The sequence below is a fragment of the Halobacterium rubrum genome (genome assembly GCF_021729015.1).
Lineage (GTDB): Archaea > Halobacteriota > Halobacteria > Halobacteriales > Halobacteriaceae > Halobacterium > Halobacterium rubrum.
In genome coordinates, this window is record NZ_JAJQQZ010000002.1 from 214,724 (window position 1) to 227,235 (window position 12,512).

Genomic DNA, 12,512 nt, shown 5'->3' on the forward strand with positions numbered 1-12,512 from the left:
AATTAGCTTGCGCCCTGCGGCAAGCGCCCCGCCCGCTGGAGTACCACGAGGCCGACGACGAGCACGCCGAGGCCGGCGGCGGCCGTGCGGAAGATGGCGTCGTAGGCGAACCCGGTACCGAGCAGCGTACCGACGACCACGCTGCCGAACGCCTGCACGATCATCATCGTCGCGCTGTAGCCGGCGTACGCCGACCCGCGGTCGCTGTCCGGCAGGCTGTCCAGCAGGAAGGTGTCGATGGCGGGGAAGAGGCTGTGGATGACGTACCCCAGGAAGAGGGAGACGACGGCGACGCCCAGCGTGCCCTCGACGACCGTCATCGCGAGCAGCGTGACGACGAACGACCCGAGGACGGCGAGCATCAGGGGCACGTGCCGGAAGCGGTCGGCGAGCCGGCCCGTGTACCAGAACGCCGGAACGCCCGCCGCGAACACGACCGTCAGCAGGACGTTCGCGGTGCGCTCGGGGACGCCTTTCGTCTCGACGAGGTACTTCGGGTAGAAGTTGAAGAAGCCGTTCCAGACGAGCCCGGTGACGCCGACGATGACGACGCCGAGCGCGACGACGCGGTACTGGCGGCGGATGCCGCCGAGCAGGTCGCGGTCGGCGCCGGCCGCGTCGGGCAGGTCGGCGCGCTTCGCGGTGACGTACAGCACGAGCGTGACGACGGCGGCGGCCGCCGACAGGAGGTAGAACGGCGCGCGCCACGTGTAGTGGACGAGCAGCACGCGACCGACCAGCAGCGGTGCGAGCGCGGCGGCGAGCTGCGAGGCCGTGCCGTGGACGCCGATGACGCGCCCGACACGGTCGGGGAACAGCTCGCTCACGAGGGGGTTGGCGGCGACGAAGTAGACGCCCGACGCCAGCCCGACGAGCAGCGCACCGACCATCACCAGCTCGATGGTGGGCGCGAGCGTCATCAGCGCCGACGCCACCGTGAGCAGGGCGCCCGTGCCGAGCACGACCCGGTGGCGGGCGACGCGCGTGAGGAGGTAGCCGGTGGGGAGCCGGGGGAGCGCGCTACCCAGCCACGCCAGCGTCGCCACCAGCCCGACGGCGGCGTCGCTCGCGGCGAAGAACTCCTGGAGCGGCGCCACCAGTGGCGCGAACACGACCCGGCCGAAGTTCACGAGGAAGACGAGCGCGCACAGCGACCCGAAGAGGGGGAGCCGGCGCGCGTCGCCGTCGCTGGTCGGAGCCACACGGCGGCTTCTCGGCGGGCGGGCACAACGCTTCCGGTTCCGGCCACCGACGCGGGTCAGTGGTTAACACGTAACTACCGAAGGACCCCGGTGTGGTACGCCGGACGTATGAGCTCCATTAACAAGGCGCTTCGGTCCGGCGCGGTACGCAAAGACACGTACGAGCGGCTCGTCTGCGTGGACTGCGATACGCGCCTCGTCACGCAGGACCGCGGCGGCGTCGGGTGGCGGCGCGCGTGTCCGAGCTGCGGCCGCGAGTGGAAGCAGATACGGTAACGGCTACTCGAAGACGGCGTCGAAGGCGTCCGCGCCGAGCGGTTCGAACTCGCCGGCGCGGGCGTTCTCCCTGGCGTGCTCGGGGCTGGTCGTCCCCGCGAGCGAGCTCGTCACGCCGGGCGCGCTCCGCGCGAAGTTCAGGCTGCGCTGGGCGGGCGTGTCCCCGGAGAGCTTCGCGTCGACGTCCTCGGGGACGCCGGACAGCACCTCGCCCTGCGCCAGACTCGCCGACGTGAACACGCTCAGCCCGGCCTCGTGGGCGTACCAGAGTACGCTCTGGGGGCCGTCGGGGCCTTCCTGTGACTCGACGGTGAACGCGTCCGCCATGTAGACGTTGAACGGCACCTGGATGGCGCGCAGGTGCGTCGCCGTGTTCCCGACCGTCTTCGCCGCGCTCCGCGCCCGCGAGATGACTTCCCCGAGGTCGAGGAAGCGCTCGTGGTCCCGCGCCACCCGGAACGCGTCCCACGTCGCCACGCCGTAGTGAACGATGTCTCCAGCAGCCACGCGCTCCTCCAGCCGCTCGAACGTCGCCTCGAGCTGGTCGTACACCTCGCCTGCGGGCCGTTCGTCGAGCTGGGTCTCGGGGTTGTGGACGTAGTAGAGGTCGATGGTGTCCAGTCCGAGATTCTCCAGCGACCGGTCGACCATCGCGTCCACGAACCCCGGCGCGATGCTGTGGCTGCCGGCCGCGAGGTCGTCGGCGTCGACCAGACCGCGGTCGACGAACTCGCGCTGGACGTACTGTGCGGGGTTCTCGGGTCGCTCGCCGTCGAACGGAACGAACCCGCCCTTCGTCGCGACGAAGGCGGCGTCCCGGTCGACGTCGCTGTCCCGGACCGCGCGCCCGACGACCCGCTCGCTGCGCTGGTGACGGTAGTTCACGGCGGTGTCGAGGACGTTCACGCCCGACTCGAGGGCAGCCTGCACGGTCTCGTAGAGCGCGTCGTCGACCGCGTCGGTCGGGTCGCCGAGGTAGGTGCCGAGGCCGACGCTGGAGACGGCTCGGTCGCCCACGCGCCGGAAGTACGTGCGCGCCGTCTCCTCGCCGAACCGCTCCTTGTAGTCGAAGGTCCCGTCGGCTGTAGCCATACCCGTGGTTCGGCCGGCCGCTACTTGTACTCGCCGCGTTCGAACGTCTCGACGGCAGCTCGGTACCCCTCCCTGAACGTCGGGTACGCGAACTCGTAGCCGAGCTCGCGGAGCCGGTCGTTCGAGCAGCGCTTCCTCGTGCGGAGCCGTCGCTCGGCGGGCGTCGAGAGGTCGCCGGCCTCGATGCGTTCCTCGACGGTCTGCTTCTCGGGGTGGTCGACGCCGGCCTCGTCGGCGAGCCAGTCGGCGAACGTCCACTTGTCGACCGGCTCGTCGTCCACCGCCAGCAACACGTCCTCGTCGACGGCCGCGAGCGCGAACCGAACGACGCCGGCGGCGTCGTCACGGTGCACCATGTTCAGGTACCCCTCGGTGACGGGGCCCTCGAGGTACCGGAGCAGCCTGTAGCGGTCCGGGCCGTAGAGCCCCGCGAATCGCACCACGGTCGGGTCCATCCCGTACACGGGGGCCTCGTCGAGCGCCACGCGCTCCGCGTCGACGAGCACCTCGGTCTTCTCTGTCGTCGGGTCCAGCGGCGTCGCCTCCTCGACCCAGCCGCCGTCGTGGTCGCCGTACACGCCCGTGCTCGACGTGTAGACGAACTGGTCGGGGGTGTCCGCACGGGTGCCGAAGTGCTCGACGGCCGTCCGCAGCCCGTCGACGTACACCTCGCGGGCCGCCTCGGCGCCCCGGCCGCCCGAGGACGCTGCAAACACGACGGCGTCCACGTCCGGCACCGCCGCCAGCGAGTCGGCGTCGGTCACGTCGGCCTGCACGGCCTCGGCGCCCGTCTCGCGGACCGCCGTCAGGCCGTCCTCGGAGCGCCGGACGCCGACGGCGTCGTGGCCGCCGGCCTCGAGCTGGCGCGCGAGTTCGAGCCCGACGTACCCACACCCGAGGATGGCGACGTCCATCAGTAGGGGTTCTCCGACGCGATGTACCGGTGGATGCGCGCGTACTCGGCGAGCGTCATCGGCTGCCGGCCCTCCAGCTTCTGCTGGAGCTCCTTCGCGTCGTAGTCGTCGTCCAGCCCGCTGGCGAGCGCGTCCACGTCCATCACGGCCGAGCTCATCTGGAGCATCAGGTGGTCCTGTACCTCCGCGAGCAGCGCGTCCGCCGGCGGGTAGTCGTCGCTCGCGGCGAGCACGCCGGCCGCCTCCTCGACGGTGAGCTCGGGCGACTCGCCGTTCGCGAGCGCCTCGAGCACGCCTTCCGCCACGCCGGACGCGGCCGTCACGTCGTCCACGCCCGCTTCCTCGACGACGCCCGACAGCGTCGCTTCGTAGTCCGCGCGGACCGCCTCGGCGGTCGTCTCCTCGGGGTCCCGAAGTTCGTCGGTAAACACGCGACACTGTACGCACCCGGGCTTCAAGGGGACTGCGCTTGCCAGCCGGGCGACGTCTCCGTTGCACCCCCGGACGTGTCGCCGACACCCCGTGGACCCGGCGGGACGACGACGCCGACAGTCGCGTTCACGCTGAACGCCACGCGTTCGTTCGCGCCGACCGGGTCCAGCCGCCCGTCGCCGTTCACGTCGAACGCGACCGACTCGTCCGTCCGGACGTAGGCGGTGCCGTTCCCGCCTCCGACTGGCGACCCGCCCTCGGCTCGCACCGTGAACGTCTCCCACGAGCCCTGGACGTCGACCGACCACGCGTTCGCCGTCGCGTACCACGACCCGGGCACGGGAGCGAGCGGCAGTCCGGCCGGCAGGGCGCCCATGTCCGGCACGCCCGCTCGCCGTGCGGCTTCCTCGGCGAGCGCTCCGCTGGTCGCGTCGACGGCCTCCACGGCTGCCGACTCGACGACTGCGTGCGCCGCCCGCGACGTCTCCCGGACGAGTGTCGAGTCCACGCGCACCCGTCCCTTCGTGGCCACGCTGTCGGCGTTCGCGCGCAGTCTGGCGTCCAGCCGGTCCCGCTCGCGGGCGTCGGCGTCCGCGACGGCCGCGGCCTCGGCGGCGACCGCGCGAGCGGCAGAGCCGTTCGCCACGGCGATAGCGCGCCCCGAAACAGTCGGCCACTGGGCGAGCGCTCGCCGGGTTGCCGCCCGGCGCTCCCGGCTCGAGAGCGAGACTGGCGATTCTGCGAGCACACCGCCGTAGGCGACGCGGGCGTCCGCGACGCCGTCTCGGACGGCCTCGCGGAGGTCGTCACGCTGGCGAGCGAGCGTCCCGTTCGCTTCAGCGTCGAGCGCCCGGTTCGTGCCCGCGAGCGTTTGCCCGGCCCGACTGAGGCCGACGCTATCGGGCGGATCGGGCAGCACCGCCGACACGACCGCTTCGGCGATTGCGCCGTGTGGCGCCGTGAACCAGTTCTCGTTCCGCGCCGCGAGCGGGTGGTAGGCCGTCGACACGGCTGCCGTCTCCGGCGTCACCTCGCCGAGCGTGAGGTAGGGTGGCGTCCCATCGACGGCGGTCACCGGGCCGTCGGCCGCGTCTCCGGCGGTGCTGGCTGGCGGCTGCTGGACCCCGCGGTCGGCCAGTTCGCCGCCGAGCGATGCCACACCGCCGCCGCGGTCGCGCTCGCGGAGGTCGGCGACGACCAGTGCGAGGTACGTCTCTCGCGCCGCAGCCGCTGCGCGAGCCTCGACTGTTTCGTACCCGGAGCCGACGTCGTGCAACTGCCAGACGCGGTCGACGAGCTCGCCTGTCGGGTTGGTGCTGTCCGCCAGGTCACCAGTGGAGAGGTCGACGGTAACGTTCCGGGCGTCGTCACGCAGGCGAGCGACCCCCCGAGCGGCGCGCTCCCTGACAGACGACGGGACGTCTGGTCGGACGAGCGCGCGCTCCTCGACGTTCGCGTCGCCGGCGACAGCGCGGCGCGCGACGGCGTCGACACCGCCGGCGTCCCGAAGGAGCCGCCGGGTGGCACAGCGCGCGTACCGCTCGTGGAGCGGCGAGCGAACCGTCCGCGCGTCGGCGTCGAGGACGGTGTCACTCTCAGTCGAGACAAGTTCGCGGACCGGCGGGTCGACGCTGTACGCGACGCCGACGGTCACTCTGTCCGTCGTCCGCGTGGTCTCGGTGACAGTCCGGGTCTCGCTGCCGTTGCTGTACCGGCTCGTTCTGGTCTCGGTCGTGACGACGCGCCGCCCGACTGCGTCGACCTGTCGACCAGCGACATCGACACTCCCCGGTGGTGCCGACTCCACGGCCACGTCGGTCGTCTGGCTGGTCCCGACGAGGCGCCAGCCGTCGGGGACCGACCCGCTGGTCGTCCGGCGCTCGCGCTCGCGAGTCACCGCCACGGACCGGTCGGCGAGGCCGACGAACGCCGCGTCGAGCGTCGCAGCGAGCGACCGTTCAGCCGTCCCGTCGACGTACCCCACGAAGGCTCTGTCGGCCGTCGCGTTCACCGAGACCGGGATTGTCTGTTCGCTCACGTCGGCGGCCGCCTTCGCCGCCGCGAACCCGACGTCGACGGCCGTCGCGCTACCGCCGTGGTCGTCGAGGACGCTCGCCGCCCGGGACTTCGCCGACCGCTTCCCGGCAGCGAGCACGTCCCGGAGTCCCGTCTCGGCGAACGCGCGAGCGTACGCCTCGCCGCCGGCGTCGTCCTGCCGGCCGAAGGCGGCCGCCTGCTGGTCGAGCAGCGCGCGGTTCGCAGCCAGCGCCACGTGGCGGTTCGCCAGCACGTTCCCGACCGGCGCGCCGGCGTACTGCAGCGGGCCACGCAGCCAGACGACACGGTGGAGGAGATCTGTGAGCCGGCGGTCGAGTCCTGGTCCCTCGAAGGCGCCGGTGTCGAGCCGTCGCTCGAACTCCTGGGTCCGGTCGTGGAGCGCGAGCGCGGCGCTCTGCACGCGAACGGTCGCGGCCCGCTCGCGGCGGTCGAGCGTCCGTCCACCGCGGCGAACAGCCGTCTCGATGCCCGCAACTCGGACTTCGACGGTCGACTCGTCGACCACTTCCACGGTCGTCCGGTCGATTGCGCGCTCGGCGTCCCGGGTCGTCTGGACGCGGGGCAGTGACGGCGACGCGGTCACGCCGCCAGCTGTCGCGTCGAGCGTTCGGAGCGCGCGCTCGACGCGAGCGTAGACTCTGAGCGCCAGCGCGTCGCGGAACGCCGTCTCGTCGCCGAGCGCGTCGCCGTACCGGCTATCGGCGGGCGAGACGACCGGATTTCTGGCGGCGTTCCGCAGCGCGGTCCGGGCGGCGCTCGCGAGCGCGGCGTCGACGCCGGTCTGCGCCCGGTCGAGTGCGCGGTCGCCGCGAGTCCGGTCGGGCGCGGTCTCCCGCCCGGCGAGCACGGTTGCGGCAGTCGCGCTCGCCACGAGGAGGACGACACCGACGAGTGCGAACGGGACGCGGCCGCGGTCGTCGTCGGCGAGCCTCACGGCGACCACGTCCGGACGGTGACCGAGGCGGTCGTTCCGTTCGCGTCGACGTCGTAGGTCGTCGCAGTCACGGCGGCAGCGTCCGGCGGCGGACGGGTGCCGACGCGGAGCGTCGCTGCTCCCGCGGTTGCGACCACTTCGACGCGCCCGCCAGCGTCCCGAACGACGCCGTCGACTGCTCGCTCGACCGCAGCGACGAAGCCGGGAGTGGTGTCGCGCTCGGCGGCGACGGCGGCGTGCGCGAGCAGTGTCGACACTCTCCCAGACGTCGTCTCGGACGCAGTCTGACCGTAGTCGACCGTGACCGTGCTCGCGAGCACGGTTCGCGCAGTGGCGTCCGGGTCGGGTGGCTCGGGCTCGCTGCTCGGAATCGTGACGAGTGCCACTGCCGCAGCGCTCACAAGCAGTATCGCCAGCGAGACGTCGACGACTGTGCTGATTGCGCGGGTCACTGCCACACCACCACGGTGAGCCGGCCCGGCCGAACGGCACTCGACTCGACTCGCACCGGGACGGGACGCGACGCAGTCGACGCCTCGGCCGCCGGCTGAGTGGCGCCAGCGGTCCAGCTCCGGTCGCCCGCCTCGAGCCTGACGGTCGCCTCGTAGCCGGCCGGAACGGGGCCGACCGACAGCCGGTCCGGCTCCACGACCAGACTCCCGTTCGGGGTCGCCGCGTCGTCGACGTCGTCGAGGACCTGTGCCGCTGGCGCCGCACCCTCGTCGGCTGGTGGCAGCACGCCCGCCCGGACCGACCCGTAGGCGGCAATCGCGAGGCAAAGCGCGAGCACGGCGACCGCGGCCGGCACCGGTTCGACCTGCGCCCTACGCGCCGACGAGCGTGACATCGACGCCCCTCCAGGCGACGCGGCGGACGGTCAGGCGCGACGCGCCGTGGCGCCAGCAGTGCTCCCGGTCGGCCGCGTGCCGGGTCACGGCCCGGAGCGCGGTCGGGCTGTCGAAGACGGCATCGGGCGGCGTCCCGTGAAGCACGCGCCAGAGCTGGGTGTCCTCGGTGACGGGGACCACGGGTCCGTAGGTGAACTGCGCGTGGGCGGTGCCGCCGGCGCTGCGGACGCCGACCTCGTGGGGCGTGAGCCGGACAGCTTCGGCGTCCACCCGCTGGGCCTCGGTGCCGGCGGTGTCGGCGGCAGCAACAGCGTCGACGGTGCCGGCCAGCGGTGCGGCGCTCGGCGCCGGCGGCGGGGTCGCCGCGAACGCGACGCCGGCGAGGGCGGTACTCACAAGTGACAGCGCGACCAGCAGCGGCGGTGCGTCGGCGGGCGTGTCGAACACACCACGGGGTGGTCCCGGTCTCCGATTTAAATCTACAGGAGGATGCCGGCGGCGACGGCCGTCACTGGGTAGACGGCGGTCGCACAGAGGACGGCGAGGCCGGCGTGGCGGCCGACGAGCGCGGGGTCCAGGCCGCGGTCGAGGGCGACAGCGAGCCCGGGCAGCAGGACGGCGAGCCAGACGACGTAGCCGCCGACCGCCAGCGCCAGCGCCGACTGGGGGAGCGCGCTGGCGCCGTCCAGTCCGCGCACCCGGCCCGCGAGCGCGACGGTGACGCCGGCGACCAGCGGCGCGTACAGGAGCGCGGTGTGGCGGAGGGTTCGGGTGGTCGCGGCGAACTCCCGGCGGATCTCCCGGTCGAGGTCTGCGAGGTCGTCGAAGAGGCCGGCGACGTCGACGAGCACGCGACCGCCCGCCGGCCCCCGCTCTGCGGCGCGCACGGCGAGCGCGACGGCGCCCCGGGCTCGCTGGCTGGGCGTCCGCGAGAGCGGGCCGTGTTCGCCGAGGAACGCCGCTTCGACGTCGACGCGCAGCTGACGCATCCGGCGGGCGGCGTCGGCGAACGCCTCGCCAGTCGGGCCGTCGAGCGTGTCGCCGACGTCCGCGACGGCGGCCTCGACGGCCTGGCGTTCGCCGAGCCGGTGGCCGAGCAGCGAGAGCGCGTCCGCGAACCCGGCTTCGAGGTCGCGGGCGCGCTCCCGGAGGTCGCAGGCGGGCCGGAACCAGACGGCCAGCGCCGCGCCCGTCGGCCAGCCGGCGACCAGCAGCGGCGTCGCCCAGCCCGGCAGCAACGCGGTGGCGGCGGTCGCGGCGAGCAGGGCGGCGCCGGCAGCCAGTGCGGCGTCGCGCCGGCGGCCGTCGAGCGCCGGGTGGTCGCCGGGAACGGGCGCCGGCGGGAACGCGACCGGGCGCCGCGCGAGCAGCCACGCGGCGACCGCGAGCACCGACAGCGGGAGCACGAGGTCGTAGCCGAGGACGAACGTGCCGACAGTCAGCGGGACGCCGGCGCTGGCGGCGGCCGGCACGACGCCGACGAGCGCGAGCGGGAGCACCACGCCGAACGCGTAGACGGCCGTCGTGGGGCCACGGACAGCGTCGGCGTACTCGCTGGTGCGCTCGCGGGTACCGGCGACGACGGCCGCGAGCGCCCGGTCGAGGAGTCGTTCGCGGTCGCCCGCTGGCGCGTCGACGCTAGCGGCCACGAGTGCGGCTGCTCGCTGGAGGGAGGGCAGCGAGTCCCGCCACTCGTCGGCGAACGCCGCGAACCCGGCGGTCGGTTCGCCACGGGCGGCCCGGACGTGCGCTGCGAGGCTGTCGGCGAGCCGGCCGGTGCCGGCGTCGGCGGCGAACGCGCTCGCGGACTCGATGGCGGGTGAGGACCGGAGCCCGAGCACGACGAGCGCGACGAGGTCCGGGGCGGCGCCGAGGCTGCGCGAGCGGCGCGCGACCTCGTGGAGCTGTGGCGCGTACAGCGCGCCGGCAGCGGTAGCAGCGGCGAGCACGCCGACGGCAGCGCCAGTGTAGGGTGCGAACCGCGAGAGGACCGCAGCGAGCAGCCCGCCGGCCGCTGCTGCAGTGAGGGCGACGCGCTCGCTGTGGTCGAGGTCGGTCATCGGAACTGGCTCGCCCGGGCGTCGACAGCCGACCGGACGTCGCCGTACGTCTCGCCGGGCCGAGCGAGCGCGTCGACGGCGTGGCTGTTCCCCCGTGCGATTCGACCCGTCGGTGCTGCGCCGTCGCCGTCCTCGTCGGCGAAGATGGCGGCGTCGCCGTCGGCGGTGACCTCCTCGATTCGCGTGACGCGCCGGCCCGCTTCGGTCTCGGCGGCGGTGACGACGAGGTCCGTCGCGGCGAACGACGAGCGGTCGACGCCGAGGTCGGCGACGACGCGCTCGCGGACGCCGGCGGCACCCTCACCGTGGATGGTGCCGAGGACGGTGGCGTCGCTGGCGCCGACACGCATCGCCTCGTAGAGCACGCTTGCCTCCTCGCCGCGCACCTCGCCGACGGCGACGGCGCCGTCGCCGAGGCGGAGCGCGGTCCGGAGCGCGTCCGCCATCGAGACGTCGGCACCGGCGGTGTCCTCGCCGGCGTACAGCGCCTGGACGTCGCGGTCGTCGGCGCGGAGCGCGCGAACGGGAAGCTCGGGCGTGTCCTCGATGGTGACGAGTCGCGTCTCGCGGGCGAGCGCCCACAGCGTCGCGCCGAGCAGGGTCGTCTTCCCGGCGCCCCTCGCGCCGGCGAACAGGACTGCCGCGCCCCGCGAGACGGCTTCCGCGAGGAACCCGGCGGCGTCGGGGCGGAGTGTGCCGCTGGCGACGAGGTCCGGGAGCTGGAACGGGTCGGCGTCGTGGGCGCGGAACGCGAACCCGGTCCCGTCGCTCACCGGGTCGGTCACGCCGGCCACGCGCACCCGCCCGGTCCCGCCGAGGCCGTCGACTGTCGCGTCGAGGGTCGGCGACGCGCGGGAGAACGGCCGGCCGGTCTCGGCGCGCAGCCGCGACGCCAGCCTGCTCGCGCCCCGCTCGGTGAACCGGACGTTCGTCCGCACCGACTCGCCGTCGACGGTCGCCCGCAGCGGGCCGTCCGCGACCGGCGCGGACGCGAACACGTCGCTGACGCGCGGGTCGGCGAACAGGTCCTCGAGGACGCCGAACCCCCTCGTGTGCTTCCGGAGCGCGTCGGCCAGCACCTCGCGGTGCTCGCCGGCGACCTGCCGGACTGCCCGGCCGGGGGCGTCCTCCCCGTCCGGGACGGAGCCGTCGGCGAGCCGCCTGCGGGCGGCGGCCAGCAGCCGCCACTCGTCGCGGGACAGGTCGTAGGCAGGTGGGAGGACGTGGTAGACCGGGACGCCGTCTGGGACGTCGTACTCGCGGACGGTCGCGCCCGTCTCGAGGTCGCGGGTGTCGCGGAGTCGGCCGTCCCGCGGCGGCGTCGGGTCGACGCGCGCGTCGGCGAGCGACGGCCCGAGGTGTGCCAGCAGCGCGTCGTATTCCGGGATGCCGGCCCCGACGGCGCCGAGTCCGGTCTCCGCGGCGAGGTCGGCGACTGGGCCCGCTCGCCCCGTCGCCTCCCGGGCGGCCGCCAGCGGGTCGCGGCGGGCTCGCTGGGCGAGCCGGTCGTCGCGGTCCCCGGCACGGGCGGCGAACCGGCCCGCGGCGGTGAACAGCGCGGCCGCCTGCTCGCCGAACGCGCGCTCGAAGCCGCCGGCGTCGACGACGATTCGGGCCGGCTCGTGGCGGCGGGAAGCGGCAGCCAGCGTCTCGCGGCAGGCCGGCTCGGCCGTGAGTGCACCGCCGCCGGGACAGTCGGCGGCGGCCACCCGGAGGGCGCCGGCGTCCAGCGTCGCCTCACACCGGCAGTCCGAGTCGGGCGACGCCCGAACGCGGTCCAGGAGTGCACGCATGGGCCGGTTTGCTCCCGTCCTCGCCGATAAACCCTCGTAGCGCGACGACGACCGGGCTCCCGCGTGTCTCGACGTACACGAGTGTGACGGCGCCGCGCAGCGACTCACGGTCCCCGCAGACCCGGACGGGCACCGGGAGGCGGCGAGTGGTCGCTGCGCCGTTCGCCGTGGTCGCGACGAGCCTCGGGGGCCGAGGTTCGACAGTCAGTGTCGCGTCCGGCGGGATGTCGAGACGAATGGTCCGGCGCGGGGCGGTGGCGACCCGGTCGCCGGGGTCGCCGCGCCGGGTGAGCGCGTCGACGGCGTCGGCAGTGTGGTCGACCGCAGCGTCGACGCTGGCGGCGTCCCGCTGGTCGGTCGCGTGCTCGACGGCCGGCAGGCTGACAGCAGTGAGCGCGAGCGCCGCAAGCACGGCCGCGACCACCCGGACGGTCACAGCGACGACCGCAGCCGGTCGAGCATGGAGCCCGCTTCGTCCGTCGTGGCGGTGTCGTCGGCCGGGTCCTCCGCGTCGCCGGCTGCGTCGTCGTGGCTCCCCCGCTCCGCGGGCCGCGTGGACCGAGCGGGCGGGCGTGCGGTCGGCTGGTCGTCCAGTCGCTCGACGGCAGCACGGGCGGCGTCGGCGCGCCGCTCCACGCGCTCGTTCACGTGCTCGATCTCGCCGACGTAGCCGTGCAGCGACTGCACGGTCGCCTCCAGCGCGTCGACGCGCTCGGTCAGTATCTCGAGGTCGGCGGCGACGTCGTCGAGCTGTCGCTGTACGGCCGCCGCCTCCGAGAGGTCGAGTGCCTCGCCGTCAGTCACCGCGCGCTCGACAGCCGCCAGCCGCGCCGCCAGTGAGTCGTCTTCGTCGTCGTTGTCGGTCACGCCACGCGGTGGCCCCGCGTTCGTACTTGAACCTCC

At 74.3% G+C, this 12,512-nt stretch carries 13 protein-coding genes; 1 reads left to right on the forward strand and 12 read right to left on the reverse strand.

The genetic code is table 11. The features are described 5' to 3' along the window. Positions 1–2: 2 nt before the first annotated feature. Complete coding sequence (locus tag LT971_RS08640) at positions 3–1,202, reverse strand: MFS transporter (RefSeq protein WP_237006523.1); 1,200 nt, start codon at positions 1,200–1,202, stop codon at positions 3–5. A 108-nt stretch (positions 1,203–1,310) separates the two neighbouring features. Between LT971_RS08640 and LT971_RS08645 the strand changes: the two genes are divergently transcribed. Continuing rightward, entirely contained in the window at positions 1,311–1,478 is a 168-nt protein-coding gene (locus LT971_RS08645) for an HVO_0758 family zinc finger protein (protein ID WP_237006524.1), read from the forward strand. A 3-nt stretch (positions 1,479–1,481) separates the two neighbouring features. On the opposite strand, the gene LT971_RS08650 is transcribed toward LT971_RS08645, so the two are convergent. The 11 genes from LT971_RS08650 to LT971_RS08700 are packed head-to-tail and all read right to left on the reverse strand — an operon-like array spanning position 1,482 to position 12,476. Then, positions 1,482–2,570, reverse strand: coding sequence for an aldo/keto reductase (locus tag LT971_RS08650; protein ID WP_237006525.1), 1,089 nt, complete (start codon positions 2,568–2,570; stop codon positions 1,482–1,484). 20 nt (positions 2,571–2,590) lie between these two features. Beyond that, positions 2,591–3,484, reverse strand: a complete 894-nt coding sequence (locus tag LT971_RS08655) for an SDR family oxidoreductase (RefSeq protein WP_237006526.1) — start codon at positions 3,482–3,484, stop codon at positions 2,591–2,593. Continuing rightward, entirely contained in the window at positions 3,484–3,915 is a 432-nt protein-coding gene (locus LT971_RS08660) for a DUF5791 family protein (RefSeq protein ID WP_237006527.1), read from the reverse strand. The genes LT971_RS08655 and LT971_RS08660 overlap by 1 nt, the downstream gene beginning before the upstream one ends. Positions 3,916–3,938: 23 nt before the next feature. Beyond that, complete coding sequence (locus LT971_RS08665; RefSeq protein ID WP_237006528.1) at positions 3,939–6,908, reverse strand: DUF7286 family protein; 2,970 nt, start codon at positions 6,906–6,908, stop codon at positions 3,939–3,941. Further along, entirely contained in the window at positions 6,905–7,360 is a 456-nt protein-coding gene (locus LT971_RS08670) for a DUF7284 family protein (protein ID WP_237006529.1), read from the reverse strand. Before LT971_RS08670 ends, LT971_RS08665 begins: the two co-directional genes overlap by 4 nt. Continuing rightward, positions 7,357–7,755: a DUF7285 family protein gene (locus tag LT971_RS08675; RefSeq protein WP_237006530.1), complete on the reverse strand. Its 399-nt coding sequence runs from the start codon at positions 7,753–7,755 to the stop codon at positions 7,357–7,359. Before LT971_RS08675 ends, LT971_RS08670 begins: the two co-directional genes overlap by 4 nt. Beyond that, complete coding sequence (locus tag LT971_RS08680; RefSeq protein ID WP_237006531.1) at positions 7,733–8,203, reverse strand: DUF7283 family protein; 471 nt, start codon at positions 8,201–8,203, stop codon at positions 7,733–7,735. The genes LT971_RS08675 and LT971_RS08680 overlap by 23 nt, the downstream gene beginning before the upstream one ends. Before the next feature lie 32 nt (positions 8,204–8,235). Next, on the reverse strand, positions 8,236–9,816 hold the full coding sequence (locus LT971_RS08685; protein ID WP_237006532.1) for a type II secretion system protein: 1,581 nt from the start codon (positions 9,814–9,816) through the stop codon (positions 8,236–8,238). Continuing rightward, positions 9,813–11,609 carry a type II/IV secretion system ATPase subunit gene (locus LT971_RS08690; protein ID WP_237006533.1) on the reverse strand — a complete coding sequence of 599 codons (1,797 nt, stop codon included), beginning with the start codon at positions 11,607–11,609 and terminating at the stop codon, positions 9,813–9,815. Before LT971_RS08690 ends, LT971_RS08685 begins: the two co-directional genes overlap by 4 nt. Then, the gene (locus tag LT971_RS08695; RefSeq protein ID WP_237006534.1) at positions 11,554–12,045 is read right to left on the reverse strand and encodes a DUF7311 family protein; all 492 of its coding nucleotides are present in this window, start codon (positions 12,043–12,045) and stop codon (positions 11,554–11,556) included. Before LT971_RS08695 ends, LT971_RS08690 begins: the two co-directional genes overlap by 56 nt. Continuing rightward, on the reverse strand, positions 12,042–12,476 hold the full coding sequence (locus LT971_RS08700; protein ID WP_237006535.1) for a DUF7310 family coiled-coil domain-containing protein: 435 nt from the start codon (positions 12,474–12,476) through the stop codon (positions 12,042–12,044). The genes LT971_RS08695 and LT971_RS08700 overlap by 4 nt, the downstream gene beginning before the upstream one ends. Between the last annotated feature and the right edge of the window lie 36 nt (positions 12,477–12,512).